Annotated in this window: 14 protein-coding genes and 1 riboswitch; of the genes, 5 read left to right on the top strand and 9 right to left on the bottom strand. The window is 68.6% G+C overall.

Going from position 1 to position 15,744, the window contains the following annotated elements:
• Positions 1–5: 5 nt before the first annotated feature.
• The 5 genes from V2S85_RS03435 to V2S85_RS03415 form a co-directional block, all read right to left on the bottom strand.
• Complete coding sequence (locus tag V2S85_RS03435; RefSeq protein WP_008832365.1) at positions 6–2,855, bottom strand: 2-oxoglutarate dehydrogenase E1 component; 2,850 nt, start codon at positions 2,853–2,855, stop codon at positions 6–8.
• A 328-nt stretch (positions 2,856–3,183) separates the two neighbouring features.
• Positions 3,184–4,074: a succinate--CoA ligase subunit alpha gene (gene sucD / locus V2S85_RS03430; protein WP_008832364.1), complete on the bottom strand. Its 891-nt coding sequence runs from the start codon at positions 4,072–4,074 to the stop codon at positions 3,184–3,186.
• Positions 4,075–4,209: 135 nt separating this feature from the next.
• A complete protein-coding gene (mdh, locus tag V2S85_RS03425; RefSeq protein ID WP_330701474.1) occupies positions 4,210–5,172 on the bottom strand; it encodes a malate dehydrogenase in 963 nt (320 codons plus the stop codon).
• A 367-nt stretch (positions 5,173–5,539) separates the two neighbouring features.
• Positions 5,540–5,881 (bottom strand): hypothetical protein, encoded by a 342-nt coding sequence (locus tag V2S85_RS03420; protein WP_330701473.1) that lies wholly within the window; start codon positions 5,879–5,881, stop codon positions 5,540–5,542.
• A 156-nt stretch (positions 5,882–6,037) separates the two neighbouring features.
• Positions 6,038–7,207: a cell wall hydrolase gene (locus V2S85_RS03415; protein WP_330701472.1), complete on the bottom strand. Its 1,170-nt coding sequence runs from the start codon at positions 7,205–7,207 to the stop codon at positions 6,038–6,040.
• Between the two features lie 171 nt (positions 7,208–7,378).
• Positions 7,379–7,569: riboswitch (cobalamin riboswitch) on the top strand.
• Between the two features lie 100 nt (positions 7,570–7,669).
• Between V2S85_RS03415 and V2S85_RS03410 the strand changes: the two genes are divergently transcribed.
• The 4 genes from V2S85_RS03410 to V2S85_RS03395 all read left to right on the top strand — a co-directional run bounded on the left by V2S85_RS03410 (position 7,670) and on the right by V2S85_RS03395 (position 12,151).
• Positions 7,670–9,544, top strand: coding sequence for a TonB-dependent receptor plug domain-containing protein (locus tag V2S85_RS03410; protein ID WP_330701471.1), 1,875 nt, complete (start codon positions 7,670–7,672; stop codon positions 9,542–9,544).
• A gap of 131 nt (positions 9,545–9,675) precedes the next feature.
• Positions 9,676–10,446, top strand: coding sequence for a helical backbone metal receptor (locus tag V2S85_RS03405; protein ID WP_330701470.1), 771 nt, complete (start codon positions 9,676–9,678; stop codon positions 10,444–10,446).
• Entirely contained in the window at positions 10,443–11,408 is a 966-nt protein-coding gene (locus tag V2S85_RS03400) for an iron ABC transporter permease (RefSeq protein ID WP_330701469.1), read from the top strand. Before V2S85_RS03405 ends, V2S85_RS03400 begins: the two co-directional genes overlap by 4 nt.
• The gene (locus V2S85_RS03395; RefSeq protein WP_330701468.1) at positions 11,405–12,151 is read left to right on the top strand and encodes an ABC transporter ATP-binding protein; all 747 of its coding nucleotides are present in this window, start codon (positions 11,405–11,407) and stop codon (positions 12,149–12,151) included. The genes V2S85_RS03400 and V2S85_RS03395 overlap by 4 nt, the downstream gene beginning before the upstream one ends.
• 104 nt (positions 12,152–12,255) lie before the next feature.
• Here V2S85_RS03395 and V2S85_RS03390 read toward each other — a convergent pair whose 3' ends face one another.
• Together V2S85_RS03390 and V2S85_RS03385 are read right to left on the bottom strand one after the other, a co-directional pair.
• Entirely contained in the window at positions 12,256–12,414 is a 159-nt protein-coding gene (locus V2S85_RS03390; protein ID WP_330701467.1) for a hypothetical protein, read from the bottom strand.
• Positions 12,415–12,469: 55 nt separating this feature from the next.
• A complete protein-coding gene (locus tag V2S85_RS03385) occupies positions 12,470–13,042 on the bottom strand; it encodes a septal ring lytic transglycosylase RlpA family protein (RefSeq protein WP_330701466.1) in 573 nt (190 codons plus the stop codon).
• A gap of 101 nt (positions 13,043–13,143) precedes the next feature.
• Here V2S85_RS03385 and V2S85_RS03380 point away from each other — a divergent pair, with 101 nt between their 5' ends.
• Entirely contained in the window at positions 13,144–14,676 is a 1,533-nt protein-coding gene (locus V2S85_RS03380) for an ABC1 kinase family protein (RefSeq protein WP_330701465.1), read from the top strand.
• 7 nt (positions 14,677–14,683) lie between these two features.
• Here V2S85_RS03380 and V2S85_RS03375 read toward each other — a convergent pair whose 3' ends face one another.
• Together V2S85_RS03375 and V2S85_RS03370 are read right to left on the bottom strand one after the other, a co-directional pair.
• A complete protein-coding gene (locus tag V2S85_RS03375; RefSeq protein ID WP_330701464.1) occupies positions 14,684–15,079 on the bottom strand; it encodes a hypothetical protein in 396 nt (131 codons plus the stop codon).
• A gap of 173 nt (positions 15,080–15,252) precedes the next feature.
• Entirely contained in the window at positions 15,253–15,672 is a 420-nt protein-coding gene (locus V2S85_RS03370) for a hypothetical protein (protein ID WP_330701463.1), read from the bottom strand.
• Positions 15,673–15,744 lie beyond the last annotated feature (72 nt).

Genomic DNA, 15,744 nt, shown 5'->3' with positions numbered 1-15,744 from the left:
TTATCTCAAGCCTTCTGCTTGCGACGGAGTTCGGAACGGACGGAAAGATGCAGCGCGTCGGCGACCAGCGCCGCCTGTTCGGCGGTGTGGCGCTTGGCGAGGCCGGTGGCCGGGGAGGCCGAGGCCGAGCGACCCGCATAGCGCGGACGCGGAGCCTTGACGCCGGCCTCGACGGCGGCGGCCTCGACCAGCGGTTCGACGAAGAACCAGGAGCCGTTGTTCTTCGGCTCTTCCTGGCACCAGACGATCTCTTCGAGGTTCGGCATCTTCGACAGACGCTTGGCCAGCGGTTCGCCCGGGAAGGGGTAGAGCTGCTCGATGCGGATGATCTGGGTGTCGTCGATCTCGGCGGCATCGCGCGCTTCGAGCAGGTCGTAGAAGACCTTGCCCGAACACAGCACGACCTTCTTGGTCGCCTCGTCAGCCGAACCCTTGGGGTCGGAGAGGATGCGCTTGAAGTCGCCTTCGAGGAACTCCTTCGCCGAGGACTTCGCCAGCGGGTGGCGGAGCAGCGACTTGGGGGTCATGATGACGAGCGGCTTGCGGAACGGACGGCGCATCTGGCGGCGAAGAACGTGGAAGTAGTTCGCCGGGCTGGTGATGTTGCAGACCTGGATGTTGTCCTGCGCGCAGAGCTGCAGGTAACGCTCCAGACGGGCCGAGGAGTGCTCGGGTCCCTGGCCTTCGTAACCGTGCGGCAGCAGCATCACCAGGCCGTTCGCGCGCAGCCACTTGGACTCCGCCGATGCGACGTACTGGTCGATGATGATCTGCGCGCCGTTGGCGAAGTCACCGAACTGCGCTTCCCACAGCACCAGCGTCTTCGGGTCGGCGCTGGCGAAGCCGTACTCGAAGCCGAGCACGCCATATTCCGACAGCGTCGAATCCAGCACCTCGAAGCGGCCGTGCGGCAGCGTGGTGAGGGGCACGTACTTGCGCTCGTCGGTCTGGTCGGTCCACACCGCGTGGCGCTGCGAGAACGTACCGCGGCCGCAGTCCTGGCCCGACAGGCGAACGCCGTAGCCTTCCGAGACGAGGCTGCCGAAGGCGAGTGCCTCCGCCGTCGCCCAGTCGAAGCCTTCGCCCGACTTGAACATCTCTTCCTTGGCGGCGAGCACGCGGGCGAGCGTCTTGTGGACGGTGAGGTCCGCAGGAACGGTCGTCAGGGTACGGCCCAGGCTTTCGAACAGCTTGGGCTCGACCTTGGTATCGACGTTGCGGCGCGCGGTCTCGGGGTCGGCGGGCTTGTGGAAGCCGCTCCACTGACCGGAGAACCAGTCGGCCTGGTTGGCCTTGTAGGTCTTGGCCGCCTCGAACTGCTCTTCGAGATGCTCGGTGAACGCGGCCTCGGTCTGCGTCAGGAACGCATCGTCGATGACGCCTTCCGACTTCAGCTTGTCGGAATAGATTTTCGACACCGGCGGGTGCTGGCGGATCTTCTGGTACATCAGCGGCTGGGTGAAGCCCGGCTCGTCGCCCTCGTTGTGGCCGAAGCGGCGGTAGCACCACATGTCGATCACGATGTCGCGTCCGAAGGTCTGGCGATAGTCGATCGCCAGCTTGCAGGCGAACGTCACGGCCGCCGGATCGTCGCCGTTGACGTGCAGGATCGGCGCCTGGACGCCCTTGGCGACGTCCGAGGGATACGGCGAGTTGCGCGCGAACTGCGGGCTCGTCGTGAAGCCGATCTGGTTGTTGATGATGAAGTGGACGCAGCCGCCGGTGTTGTAGCCCTTCACGCCCGAGAGGCCGAAGCACTCCCAGATGATGCCCTGGCCCGCGAAGGCCGCGTCACCGTGGATGAGGACCGGAAGCACCTGCTTGTGCTTGGCGTTCGGGCCGACGTCGTCGCCGATGTCGTCCGCGATCTGCTGGTAGGCGCGAACCTTGCCGAGCACGACCGGATCGACGGTTTCGAGGTGCGAGGGGTTCGGCATCAGGCTCATGTGAACCTTGGTGCCGTCGAACTCGCGGTCCGTCGACGTGCCGAGGTGGTACTTCACGTCGCCCGAGCCGCCCACGTCCTCGGGGTTCGCGGTCCCCCCTGAGAATTCGTGGAAGATCACCTTGTAGGGCTTGGCCATCACGTTCGCGAGAACGTTCAGGCGGCCGCGGTGAGCCATGCCGTAGACGATTTCCTTCACGCCAAGCTGGCCGCCGTACTTGATCACCGCCTCGAGGGCAGGGATCATCGACTCGCCGCCATCCAGGCCGAAGCGCTTGGTGCCGACGTACTTCTTGCCGAGGAACTTCTCGTACTGCTCGCCGCGCACGACGGCCGCGAGGATCGCCTTCTTGCCTTCCGGCGTGAACTCGATTTCCTTGTTCGCGCCTTCCATCCGGTCCTGGAGGAAGCGGCGCTCCTCCGTGTCCGAGATGTGCATGTATTCGAGGCCGACCTTGCCGCAGTAGTTGGCACGCAGGATCTGCACGATCTCGCGCACGGTCGTCCATTCAAGGCCTAGCGCGCCGCCGACGTAGACCTTGCGGTCCTGCGCGGCACCGGCGAAGCCGTGGTATTCCGGCGTCAGGTCGGCAGGCAGCTTGCGCTGGTTGAGGCCGAGCGGGTCGAGGTCCGCCGCGAGGTGACCGCGCACGCGATAGGTGCGGATCAGCATCATCGCGCGGATTGCATCGGCCGCCGCTTCGTCTATGCGGGACTGGTCGATCGGGGCGCCGCCTTTCGCGGCCGCCTTCTTGATCTCGGCCTTCAGGACGGTGGGATCAAGTCCCTGCGTCCAGTCGTCCTCGGCATCGCCGCCGACGAGGGGCCAGTTGCCGCGCTGCCAGCTGGGACCGGCCTGAACTTCGTCCAGTGCCGCGTCCGGGGTGAAATCGAAACTCTCGTCGCCCATAGGAATCACCTATCGCCACGCCCGGACAGGGTTGTCCGACGTTTTCAGTTTGGCGGGCTGACGGATTTTTCCGGGGAGGGAGGGCCGCTAGTCCGCTAGGTACTCACGCCGGGACCGGATGCCCCTTGCGCGTCATGGTAAGCGCCACATCGCGATGCAGTTCCGTGAAACCGCGCCGCGATGGGCACCTCAAGGCCGGATCACTAAACCCCCTTCGTCATTGCGAGCCCCGAAGGGGCGCGGCAATCCAGCGCGGCGTAAACCGCCCTGGGTTGCTTCGCTACGCTCGCAATGACGGGAGTGGTCACGATGATCCGTCCTCAATTCGTCAGGCGAAAGCCTTGATGGCTTCCACCAGCGTCTCGCCGAGCAGCGAGGGGCTGGCCGAAACCTTGATGCCGGCTTCTTCCATCGCCGCGATCTTTTCCTCGGCGCCGCCCTGGCCGCCCGAGACGATCGCACCGGCGTGGCCCATGCGGCGGCCCGGAGGGGCCGTACGACCGGCGATGAAGCCCGCCATCGGCTTGCGACGGCCGCGCTTGGCTTCGTCCTTGAGGAACTGCGCGGCTTCTTCTTCGGCCGAGCCGCCGATTTCGCCGATCATGATGATCGACTTGGTGGCTTCGTCAGCGAGGAAGAGTTCGAGCATGTCGATGAAGTTGGTGCCGTTGACCGGGTCGCCGCCAATGCCGACAGCCGTGGTCTGGCCGAGGCCCGCCGCAGTGGTCTGGAACACGGCTTCATAGGTCAGCGTACCCGAGCGCGAGACGACGCCGACCGAACCCTGCGAGAAGATGCTGCCGGGCATGATGCCGATCTTGCACTCGTTGGGGGTCAGGACGCCGGGGCAGTTCGGGCCGATCAGGCGCGACTTCGAGCCGGTCAGGGCGCGCTTCACGGGCACCATGTCGAGGACGGGGATGCCCTCGGTGATGCAGATGATCAGTTCGATCTCGGCGTCGATCGCCTCGAGGATCGCGTCGGCGGCGCCGAACGGCGGCACGTAGACGCACGAGGCGTTGGCGCCGGTGGCAGCCTTGGCTTCGTGGACCGAGTTGTACTGGGGCAGACCGATGTGGGTCTGGCCGCCCTTGCCCGGGGTCACGCCCGCGACCATCTGCGTGCCGTAGTCGAGCGCAGCCTGGGTGTGGAAGCTGCCGGTCGCGCCGGTCATGCCCTGGGTGATGACCTTGGTGTTCTTGTTAACGAGGATCGACATCGGTTTTCCTGTTCCTGATCGTGGAAGCAGCCGGATTGGGCCGGGGAGGTTCCAAGAAACTATTTTGCCCCCGCGCTACCCATCATTGTGAGAGTATCAACAATGAGGGGCAGGCGCGGGGGCGGTATTCAAAACTCAGGCGAGGGTGCCGTCGATGCCCTTGCAGGCGACCAGCAGTTCCTTGACCGCGTCGACCGAGACCTGGAGGTTGCCCTTGGCTTCCTCGTCCAGTTCGATCTCGACGACTTCCTCGACGCCGTTCGCGCCGATGACTGCGGGCACGCCGACGTAGAGGCCGTCAACGCCGTACTGGCCATCGACGTATGCGGCGACGGGCAGGATGCGCTTCTGGTCGTTGAGGTAGGCTTCGGCCATGGCGATGCCCGAGGCGGCCGGTGCGTAGAACGCCGAGCCGGTCTTCAGCAGGCCGACGATCTCGCCGCCGCCCGAACGGGTGCGCTGCACGATCGCGTCGATCTTTTCCTGCGTGGTGCGGCCCATCTTGATGAGGTCCGGAACCGGGATGCCGTTGACGGTCGAGTACTGCACGACCGGGACCATGGTGTCGCCGTGGCCGCCGAGCACGAAGGTGTTCACGTCGCGGATCGAGACGCCGAATTCCCAGGCCAGGAAGGTCGAGAAGCGGGCCGAGTCCAGAACGCCGGCCATGCCGACGACCTTGTTGTGCGGCAGACCCGAGAATTCGCGCAGCGCCCAGACCATCGCGTCGAGCGGGTTGGTGATGCAGATCACGAAAGCGTCGGGTGCGTTGGCGGCGATGCCTTCGCCGACCGACTTCATCACCTTGAGGTTGATGCCGAGCAGGTCGTCGCGGCTCATGCCGGGCTTGCGGGCGACACCGGCGGTGACGATGATGACGTCGGCGCCGGCAATGTCGGCATAGTCGTTGGTGCCGGTGATCTTGGCGTCGAAGCCTTCGACCGGACCACACTGCGAGAGATCGAGAGCCTTGCCCTGCGGGAGACCTTCAGCGACGTCGAACAGGACGATGTCGCCCAGTTCCTTCTGCGCCGCGAGGTGCGCCAGCGTACCGCCGATGTTGCCGGCGCCGATAAGGGCAATCTTCTTACGAGCCATGATCCGTTCGTGTCCTTCCCGAGGGCGGGATTTCTCGGACTTCAAGGCGGCCTGCGCTAATCCCGCAAATGGCAGGTGCCGGTGTTTGCGAGGGCGGCCCTACGCCCCTTGGAAGACCATTGCAACCGCCAAACAGACCATGACGGAAGCTTTTATCTGATAATAGTTCGCAATTGCAATAAGGTGGGGAAATGGGCAGAAATAAGCGGGTTTGTTCACCTGTCTGTAATGTTTCGAAACGCCGGTGCGCCAAGTTTGAAGGTATCGATCAGGGATCGGCCCCGCGCAAGTCCCGCTCTGCGCGACTCGTCGAAGCCACGAGACATATCGCCTCGCAGCGTCAGGGACTCGTGCGAATCTGGAAGGATCAGGTGCCCAGGCGCCGCGCCGTTGCGGCCGCCATGCGCCGGTCGAGGTGATGGCAGATTCCCAGCCAGCGGGTGCGGGCGCGGGTGTCACCGCGCGCATGGGCGGCCTCGGCCTCGATGCGAGCCTGCTCGGCAGCGGACAGGCCGTGGCGGGCGAAGTGCATGAGCGCTTCGGCAATCCCGGCGTCCATCTCGATGGAAGATTCGACTGCGACCGTGCGCAGCGACGGTCGCGCGCGTCCGGCATTGTCGTTGGCGGCGCCGAGTGGTGCGCTGGTGCAGAGCATCCCGGCGATGGCCGGCGTCGTCCCGTTCATGGCGGCGGCGAAGCGGATGGTCATGGGTGCGAATGCTCTCTTCATATCTGCAAGCGACGACGTGTTGGCCGTCCTTCTACCCCGAAGGGGCTAAGGCATCATGATGGGACTTGGTTTCCAAAGTGCTGACGATACCCCTTAGGGACATTCCCCGGGTCAGGCCTTTGCAATCGATTATCTTCAATTCGCGGGGTTGGCGATCCAGCGGCCGGAGTTTGCGTACTCCGCCTTGATCCCTTGCGAGGCCGGCAGGTTCTGCGCCTTGTAGAGCGCTTCGCCGCCGCGCTGCTGGACGTCGCTGGAATATGTGGGGGCGACGGTGGGTGCGGCTTGCGGGGCGGCTTCGACTTTCGCGGGCTGGGCGGTGGCGAAGGCGCGCTGGACCGCCAGCGGATCGAGCACCGCGGCGGCCGCTGCGGCATCGATGGTGTCGTCGCGGCGGTGCGGGGCGGCAAGGGGCTCTCCACCGAGGTAGGCGAACCGGAACGTCGCCGGGCTGCCCGCCGCGCCGCGGAAGGCATAGAAGCGGTGCGCGCCGATGGTGGAGAGGTACTGCAGGCTCGGCGCCCAGTAAGGGCTGACCTGGACCGTATGATAATGCGTGGCTAGGCCGACGGGCGCATAGACGTAGCCTGCCAGCGCTGCGCGCGCGACATTCTCCGCGCGGTCCCAGAACATGCGCTGCGGGCGGCGGGCGAGGGCGCCGTCGCAGGTGAAGGAGAACTGGCAGCCGGTCGGCTTTTCCGATCCCTGGTAGACGACGCCGCACACGGTCTTGGGGTAGGCGGGGTGAGCGACGCGGTTGAGCACCACTTGCGCCACCGCGCGCTGCCCGGCGTCGGGCTCGCTGGCGGCCTCGTAGTAGATCGCGGCGGTCATGCATTGCAGCGCGCGGGTGCGATCGACGCCGGAGTTGTCGACGAACATCGGGCGCGCCATCGGCAGCGGGCCCGAGGCCTTGCCGTCTTCGGCATCCGAATGGATGCCCTCGCCGACCTGCAGCGGGCGCTGCTCGGCGTCGAGGTAATAGAAGGCGGAACCGGGGAAGCTGGCGCCGGCTTGCTCGAAGGGCATCGCGAGCGGTGCGCTGTCCTGCGGCGCGGCATCGGCGATGGCGAAGCTGTCCCAGCCTTCGGGCGCGGCGAAGGCGGGCAGGGCGACGGCGGCGAGCGCGGTCACGCCCAGGGTCCAGCGGCGGCGCAGCACGATCGGACGGTGGCCGATCCCACGGGCGCGGCGCGGATAGCGGGCGACGAAGTCGCGCGGGCGCTCGAACGGTGCGGCCGCTTCCGAATCCGCCGATAACGCTGGCACAGCGTCGGTTCCGGCAGTGGAGAGGGCAGCGGGCACTCGGTTCCTTTCAGGCGCAATTCGGCAGCACCGGCCTAGCCGGACGACGACCCTCGCGCATCCGGTCATTCGCGGTCGTCCCGTTGCGGTACAGCAACGCTCCTTACGCTTAAGGGCTTAAGAATTTGCACGCGCTTGTGCCGCGCTTGCCAAGCCGCCGATGCAGCCCTAACGGCACCTTACGTCATGGGTTGCCCGCAAGGGCCTAAGAGGGAAGCCGGATGCGACTGCCGGCGCTGCCCCCGCAACTGTGACCGGGGAGGGCGTCTCCACCGTGCCACTGGTCGAGAACGGACCGGGAAGGCGGGCGACGAACCGACGATCCGGGAGCCAGGAGACCTGCCCAGCGACGGTCGTTCCGCAGCCGGGCGGGGTGTCCCGGATGCAGCGAGCGCGTGCCCGAGGGAGGGTGCGTGCCTCCGCCATGAACGGCGAAAACGTTCAAGGTCTGGAGGATACCCTATGAAGTACATGTTCCTGCTTGGCACCGCGCTTGCGGTGAGCACGCCTGCAATGGCGCAAGAAGACCCTGCCGACGGCAATGGTTGGGGTGGTGGTTGCTGCCAGTTGACGGGCAATCGCATCCGCGACGACATCGTCGTCACCGCCACGCGCGAGCCGACCCCGATCACCCAGGTCGGCCAGTCGGTCAGCGTGGTCACCCGGGACGAGATCGAGCGCACGCAGGCCACCACCGCGACCGACGTGCTCGCGCGGCTTCCCGGTGTCTCGGTCTCGCAGTCGGGCGGGTTCGGCCAGCCCGCCAGCGTCTTCGTGCGCGGCGCCGAGAACGCGCAGTCGCTGGTGCTGATCGATGGCGTGCGCATCAACGATCCGGGCGATGTCGGCGGCGGTTTCGATTTCGGCGCGCTGCCGATCGGCCAGTTCGACCGGGTGGAGGTCGTGCGCGGTTCCTCGGGTGTGCTGTGGGGCAGCCGCGCGATCGGCGGCGTCATCAACTTCATCACCGCCCGCCCCACTGAGGAGTGGACCGCGCGCGGCCAGGCTGAGTACGGCTGGCGCGACCGCAGGCAGGCGAGCGTCTCGGCATCGGGCCTGGTCGGTCCGGTCGGGCTGACGCTGGGCGGCAACTGGCTGAAGGGCGACGGCTTCTCGGCCTTCAACGAACGCCGGGGCGCGACCGAGAAGGACGGCTTCGAGAGCAAGAGCGCTAATGCGCGCGCCTCGATCGAACTGGCACCGGGTCTTTCCGCCGATGCCGGCGGGTTCTACACCAAGGCGAACTACGACTACGACAACACCGGCGCCGATGCGCTGAACGTCGGCATGAAGCGGGATTCGCTGGGCTATGCGAACTTGCGCTACGAAGGGCTCGACGGCCGGCTCAACGCGCGCGTCGGCTATGGCCTCAACGACACCCGCCGCATCTCGGACGACGCGGTCTACGGGCCCTACACCACCAACGGGCGGACCGAGCGGTTCGAGGGCCAGGTCGGCTTCGCGCCGGTCGAGATGGCCGGCATCGTCGTCGGCGCCGAGACCGAGAAGCAGACGTTCGACGACAACTACGGCTCGAAGGATTCGACCTCGATCGACAGCGTCTACGGCAACCTCACGCTGCGCCCGCTGGCGGGCCTGACGCTGAACGGCGGCGTGCGCTACGACGACAACTCGGACTTCGGAGACAGGACCACCTTCGCCGCCAACGGCGCCTGGGTGATCGGCGGCGGACCCGATGCGCCGGTCCTGCGCGCCAGCTATGGCGAGGGCTTCAAGGCGCCCTCGCTCTACCAGCTCTATACCAATGCCGGCTTCCGGGCGCTCGATCCCGAGACTTCGAAGAGCTGGGACGTGGGCGTCGAACAGCCCTTTGCGCAAGGCGCCGGACGGTTCACGCTGACCTATTTCGACCGCAAGACGAAGAACCTGATCGACTACGACTACGCCAACTGGAACTACTACAACGTCGGCCGCGCGCGGGCGCAGGGCGTGGAACTGGGGATGCAGGTGACGAACTGGCAGGGCTTCGACCTGAACCTGGCCTATACTTATCTCGATGCGACCAACGAGATCACCGGCGCGCGCCTGGCCCGGCGGCCCAAGAGCAACCTCTACGCCAGCCTCGACAAGGCATGGGGCGTGGGCCTGAAGCTCGGCGCCGACCTCAGCGTCGGCGGCGGTCGCTACGACGATAGCGCCAATACCCAGTACCTGGAGGGCAACCTCGTCGTGGGTCTGCGCAGTTCCTTCGCGGTGACGCGCAACGTCGAGGTCTATGGCCGCGTCGAGAACCTCTTCGATGCCCATTACGAAGTGGTGCGCACGTATGGCACGCCGGGCCGTTCGGCTTACGCGGGCGTGCGCGTGAAGATGTGACGGCGGCGGCGGCTCCTTCCTCCTCCTCGGGGCGGTGGAGCCGCCGGCGTCGGGCGCGCGCCTTCGCATGCCTGTGCCTGGCGCTGCCGGGCGGCTGCCAGCCCTGGTCGGCGCCGCCCGTCGAGGGGGCGGTGCGCCCGCGCATCGTGTCGCTCAATCCCTGCACCGATGCGATACTGGCCGAGATCGCCGCGCCGGGGCAGTTGCTGGCGATATCGAGCTACAGCCACGACCCTTCGGCCAGTTCGATGGACCCCGCGGTCGCGGCGCGCTTCGCCGAGACCACGGGCACGGTCGAGGAGATCGCCGCGCTCGAACCCGACATCGTCGTCGCCAGCAGTTTCCTGCCTCCCACGACGGCGCAGGCGCTGCGCGATATGGGGCTGGAGGTGGTGCTGAAGCCGATGCCCGCCACCGTCGATGCCTCGCTGGCGCAAGTGCGCGACATGGCGCGGCTGGTGGGCAACCGCTCGGTCGGGGAGGCGCTGGTCGGCCGGATCGAGACGGCGCTCGCCCGCGCGAAGCTGGCTTCCGGAGCCCGCCCGGTTCCGGCACTGCTATGGGAATCGGGCGGCATCGTCGCCGGGGAGGGTACGCTGATCGTCGATCTCATGGTCCATGCCGGGTTTGCCAATGCCGCCGCCGCGCGCGGGCTGTCCCAGGCGGACTACCTGCCGCTGGAGCGCGTGGTGGCCGATCCCCCGCGCGTGATCTTCACCGTCGGCTCGCCCGCAGCCGAGGAGGATCGCATGCTGCGCCATCCGGCACTGGCCCGCGTGAAAGGGATGACCCGCGCGCCCATCGATCGTTCGCTGGTCTGGTGCGGCGGCCCGACGATCCCGCGTGCGCTGGCCCGCTTCGCCCAGGTGCGCCGGCAACTGGCGACGGAGGACCGGCGGTGAAGCGCGGCCTGCTTGTCGCGCTGATCGTCGCCCTGGTGCTGGCGGCGGGGCTCTCGCTGCTGGCGGGACGGGTGTGGATCGATCCGCTGGCGCCGGAAACGCGCAACGCCGCGCTGATCGTACTGGGACTGCGCCTGCCGCGCGCGGTGCTGGCGCTGGCGGTGGGAGCGGGCCTTGGCGGCGCGGGTGCGGCGATGCAGGGCTACTTGCGCAATCCGCTCGCTGATCCCGGCCTGTTCGGCATCGCGCCGGGCGCGGCGCTGGGCGCGGTGCTCAGCTTCTGGACCGGCTATGCCGCCTCGGTGTGGCTGCTGCCGGTCTTCGCGCTCGTCGGCGCGGCAGGGGCGATGGCGCTGCTGGCTGTGATCGCCGGGCGGCAGGGCGGCATCGCCGTCTTCACCATGGCGGGGCTGATGATCTCCAGCCTGGCCGGAGCGCTGACCAGCCTCGCGATCAGCCTCTCGCCCTCGCCCTTCGCGATGAGCGAGATCGTCACCTGGCTGATGGGCGCGCTCGCTGACCGGTCCTGGCGCGAGGTCGTGGTGGCGACGCCGCTGACGCTGGCGGGGCTCGCCCTGCTGCTGGCGGCCGGGCGCGGGCTCGACGCGCTGACGCTGGGCGAAGCGGCGGCGCGCTCGCTCGGCCTCGATCCCCGGCGGCTTCAGGTGCTGATGATCGCGGGGGTCGGGCTGAGCGTGGGCGCGGGGGTGGCGGTGGCCGGGGTGATCGGCTTCGTCGGGCTGATGGTCCCGCATCTGGTGCGCCCGCTGACCGACCGGCGCCCTTCCTCGCTGCTGGTGCCGAGCGCGCTGGCGGGGGCCTTGCTGCTGCTGGTGGCGGATTGCCTCTGCCGGATCCTGCCACTGTCGGGCGGGGAACTGCGACTGGGCATCGCGCTCAGCCTGATCGGAGCGCCGTTCTTCCTCGTCCTGCTCCTGCGCATGCGGCGGGGGCTGGCATGAGCGCCACGCTCGCCGCGATCGGGCTGGGCGTGCCGGGCCGCCTCGACGACATTTCGCTTTCGGTGCATGGCGGCGAGGTGACGGCGATCTGCGGGCCCAATGGCGCCGGCAAGTCGACGCTGCTGTCGTGCCTCGCCGGTCTGGTGACGCCCGAGGCCGGCGTGGTCGCCATGGGCACGCGGCCGATGCGGGCGATCCCGGCGCGTGAGCGGGGGCAGTGCATCGGCTACCTGCCGCAGGCGCCGGAAATCGCGTGGGACGTGACCGTCGAAGTCCTGGCGTCGCTGGGGCGGCTGCCCTGGGGCGATGTTGGAGCCCGGACGGGCAAGGCGGCGATCGATGCCGCGATCGCGACGATGGACCTGGCGGCGCTGCGCCATCGCCCCGTCACGCGGCTGTCGGGCGGAGAGCGGGCGCGGGCGCTGATGGCGCGCGTCCTTGCCACCGACCCGGCCTGGCTGCTGGCCGACGAGCCGCTGGCGAACCTCGACATCGCGCACGGACTGTCGCTGATGCGGCGCCTGCGCGATCAGGCGCGGCAGGGCCGGGGGGTGGTGCTGGTACTGCACGACCTGGCGATGGCGATGAATTACGCAGACCGGGTGATCGTGCTCCATCGCGGCCGCGTCGCCGCGGATGGCGAGGCCGCAAGGGCGCTCGACATCGCGGTCGTTCGCGAGGTGTGGAAATGCTCCGCGCGCTGGCTGGGGGAGCCGGGTGCACGGGCGCTGCTGGTCGAATGAAACGCGGGCCAGTGTAATTCGGGCCAATGTAGTTCGGGGCCTATCGCCCGGCCCCGACGGTGCCGTCTTTGAAATCGCTCTTCCGCGATGTCTCGAACGGTCTCTCAGGCGTCCACGAAGCGGCCCTTGTTCCAGATGCGCATCGGTGCATCCTGCTCGCGCGCCTCGCGCAAATGAGTGTCGCGCTGGCGGTCCAGGATGAGCGATCCGGTGCCCCGCGCGAAGCGGCTGCGGCGGAAGGGAATGTCGGTGCCTGTGGTCATTACAAGTCTCCTCTCTCCGGGAGAACGCATGGGCGGCGGCGATAGTTCCCCGCGCTCAACGCGTGCCGACGCCGCGCGCGAACTGGCCCTGCAGGTTGGCGAGCGAGGCGGGCGACAGCGGCTCCAGCGCGCTGGCCGGCTTGCCCTTGCGCAGCGCCGCGCGGTCGCGTTCGGCAGGCTCGACCACGCGCACCCGCACGGCGGCCTTGCCCTTCGCCTGCACGCCGAGCAAGGCGGCGGCGCCCTTCGAAAGGTCGATGATCCGGGCGCTTTCGCCGAAAGGCCCGCGATCATTCACGCGCACCACGATGCGGCGCCCGGTATCGAGCGAGGTGACCTCGACATAGGTGGGCAGCGGCAGGGTCTTGTGCGCGGCGGTGATCCAAGAGGGGCGGAAGCGTTCGCCATTGGCGGCGCGGTTGCCGCTTTCCGATCCGTACCAGGTGGCGTAGCCGAGGACGTCGTAGCCGGGCTGGGCGGCGGGCGCATAGGTGACGCTGCGGACCTTGTAGGGCGGGCCGATCCGCACCGGCACGTCGCTCACCGGGCGGAATTTCGCTCCGCCACCGCAGGCGGCCAGGGCGGCAAGCAGGCACAGCGCCAGGGTGCTGCGGAAGGAAGCGGGCATGGCGCGAACCTAGGGCGCATGGCGGGCCAGTCCAGCGCGGTCGCCCGGCTTTCCACAAGCCAGGCCGGAACCGGCCTCCATGCCGGGGGTTTCCAGCCACGATGCCCAGCCTTCTCGAAACCCTGAACGTCGCCGCGCGCGACCGGGCGCGCATGGCGGAAGTCAGCGCGGTGATCGCCCGCTTCGGCCTCGATTCGCTGCTGGCGCGCTTCGGTGGCGGCGGCGACAGGGACGACGGGGGCAATGATGCCGACCTGCCGACACGCACCCGCCGCGCGCTGGAGGCGCTGGGGCCGACTTACGTGAAGCTCGGCCAGATCCTCGCCACCCGGCGCGACATGCTGACCGACGAGTGGATCGCCGCCTTCGAGCAATTGCAGAGCGACGCGCCGCGCCTGCCGTTCGACACCCTGCGCCCGGCGCTGGAGGCGGCGCTCGGCGAGCCGCCCGAAACCGCCTTCGCCCGGTTCGATACCGAGCCGGTGGCGGCGGCCTCGATCGCGCAGGTCCACCGCGCGCAGCTGCACGACGGCACCATGGTCGCGGTGAAGATCCGGCGGCCGGGCATCCGCAAGGCGATGGAGGCGGATCTGCGGCTGCTGCGGCACCTCGCCGGACTGGTCGAGGCGCGCAGCGCGGCGGCGCGGGCGATGATGCCGGGCGCGATGATCGAGCAACTGGGGCGCGAGATCCTCGACGAACTCGACTTCACCAACGAAGGGCGCAACGCCGACCTGCTGCGCGCCGACCTCGCGCCGATCGGCCGGGTGGTGGTGCCGCGCATCCACTGGGCGTTCACCTCGGACGGCGTGCTGTTGATGGACTTCGTCGAGGGCGTGCCGCCCCGCGTGCCGGAGACCTTGCGCGCCAGCGGCATCGATCCCGCCTCGATCGCCGATCTTGGCGCGCGGCTGGTGCTGGAGATGGTGCTGGTCAACGGCCGCTTCCACGCCGACCCGCACCCCGGCAACCTGCTGTGCCTGCCGCCGCTGGCAGATGGGGAAGGCAGCCGGCTGGCGCTGCTGGACCTGGGTTCGGTGGGCTTCGTCTCGCCGCGCCGCCAGCACGAGTTCCTGACGTTCATCCTTTCACTGCGGGGCAACGATCCCGCCGGTGTCGCCGACATGCTGGGCCTGTGGTCGCAGGCGGGCGAGGTGCCGCGCGAAAGGCTGCTGGTGGCGGCCGAGCGGCTGGTGGCGCGGCACGGCACCGGCGCGCTGGTGCTCAACGCGATGGTCGCCGATTTCTTCCCGCTGCTGCGCCGCGAAGGGCTGGTGCTGCCGCCCGACCTCGTGCTGATCTTCAAGGCGATGGTGACGATGGACGGGGTGCTGGCAGGGATCGCGCCCGAATTCGACTTGTCCGAAGCGCTGGCGGCGCTGCGGGGCAGGCTGGTGGCCGCGCGCCTCGGGCGGCTGGCCGGGCCGGACCGGCTGGAGGCGCTCGCCCTCGAACTGTCACGCCTCTCCGCCGATGCGCCCCGGCTGATGCGCGCGGCCTCGGCGCGGCTGGAAAGAGGCGAGCCGGCGCCCCCGGCCGAGACGATCGCACCGGCGCTGCGCTTCGGCGCCATCGTCGTCGCGGGCGCGATCGTGCTTCATGCCGCCGCGCTGCTGGCGGCGGCGCTGATGTGAGAACCGCTCAGCGGCGGTCGCAACGCTCGTAGTAGCCGGCGCGGCAGGCGTTCACGTCGCCGCGCCAGTCGTCGAGGGCGCGCTCGTAATCCCGGCGCTGGCGGGCGTAGTCCTCGCGCATGGCCGCGTAATCGCGCTGGCCATCGGCATAGGCTTGGTCATCGTCCCGATCCCGGCGGGCGGCATCATGGTCGCGCCAGCCTTGTGCATAGCCGGCGTCGCGCCGCTGCACGTAGTCGATCTGGTCGCGGTTGAGCTTGCGGATGGCTGCGCGGTCGCGGGCGATGGCGTCGGGCGTCATCGTCGGATCGCGCGGATCATCGGCCAGAGTCGGAGAGGCGCAGGCCAGCGAGGCCAGCATTGCGGCAGGCGCCACGGCGCGCGAGAGGCGCGATACCCTCATGTTCGTCTTCGTTCCCTTCAACCCGAAGACGAACTTGTGCCCTGATCGCCCGCCCGGCGCAAAGCGCTTGCGACGAGCGGTTCGTCGCTCAGAGACCGTTTGAGAAATCGCGCAAGAGCGATTTCAAAGGCGGTGCCGCAATGCGCCCAAAAGGCGCATTCTCAAACGGACTGTCAGCCGCCCGGCGCACCCGGTTCGGGCGCGTCCACGCCGGGCTCGGCCGGGCACTTGACGGCATTGCCGTTCCAGCAGGCCGGGTTCTTCATTTCCCACTGCTTGCGGTCGGCGCGATAGTTGTCGACGGCGACGTCATGCTGGCGCAGCGCATCGGAATAGGCGCCGGCCTCGCGGTCGGCGGTCGATTGTGCCTGGGCAAGCGCCATGTCGTACTGCTGCTGGCTGGCGGCGTTCCGGTCGAGCTGGCGCTGGGCCATGTCGGCCTCGGCGCTGTTGAGGGCCTCGCGCCGGGCTTCGGGGTTGCCGGGCTCCGGCGTGCTGCTCGAGGGCGTCTCGGCCGGCGGTGCGGCGACGACTGCGGCCGGAAGGGCCAGGGCCAGGGCCGCGATGGCGGTGATGTGCGGTATGGAGCGCATGTTGGTCTCCCATGATCGGGGTTGGCTTCGGGTTACCCTCTAGAACCGGCCGGCAGGGGCCGCGTTGCACCG

Origin of the sequence: Novosphingobium resinovorum, from assembly GCF_036352595.1 — a bacterium.
Taxonomy (GTDB): Bacteria; Pseudomonadota; Alphaproteobacteria; order Sphingomonadales; family Sphingomonadaceae; genus Novosphingobium; species Novosphingobium resinovorum_B.
Note: the sequence above shows the minus strand (reverse complement) of the source record. Positions and strands in the feature narration are given on the sequence as shown.

Bases quoted from the DNA above. Each gene is read 5' to 3' on its own strand.
- V2S85_RS03435 (WP_008832365.1), bottom strand. From the start codon at position 2,855: ATGGGCGACGAGAGTTTCGATTTCACCCCGGACGCGGCACTGGACGAA.
- sucD (WP_008832364.1), bottom strand. From the start codon at position 4,074: ATGTCGATCCTCGTTAACAAGAACACCAAGGTCATCACCCAGGGCATG.
- mdh (WP_330701474.1), bottom strand. From the start codon at position 5,172: ATGGCTCGTAAGAAGATTGCCCTTATCGGCGCCGGCAACATCGGCGGT.
- V2S85_RS03420 (WP_330701473.1), bottom strand. From the start codon at position 5,881: ATGACCATCCGCTTCGCCGCCGCCATGAACGGGACGACGCCGGCCATC.
- V2S85_RS03410 (WP_330701471.1), top strand. From the start codon at position 7,670: ATGAAGTACATGTTCCTGCTTGGCACCGCGCTTGCGGTGAGCACGCCT.
- V2S85_RS03395 (WP_330701468.1), top strand. From the start codon at position 11,405: ATGAGCGCCACGCTCGCCGCGATCGGGCTGGGCGTGCCGGGCCGCCTC.
- V2S85_RS03390 (WP_330701467.1), bottom strand. From the start codon at position 12,414: ATGACCACAGGCACCGACATTCCCTTCCGCCGCAGCCGCTTCGCGCGG.
- V2S85_RS03385 (WP_330701466.1), bottom strand. From the start codon at position 13,042: ATGCCCGCTTCCTTCCGCAGCACCCTGGCGCTGTGCCTGCTTGCCGCC.
- V2S85_RS03380 (WP_330701465.1), top strand. From the start codon at position 13,144: ATGCCCAGCCTTCTCGAAACCCTGAACGTCGCCGCGCGCGACCGGGCG.
- V2S85_RS03375 (WP_330701464.1), bottom strand. From the start codon at position 15,079: ATGAGGGTATCGCGCCTCTCGCGCGCCGTGGCGCCTGCCGCAATGCTG.
- V2S85_RS03370 (WP_330701463.1), bottom strand. From the start codon at position 15,672: ATGCGCTCCATACCGCACATCACCGCCATCGCGGCCCTGGCCCTGGCC.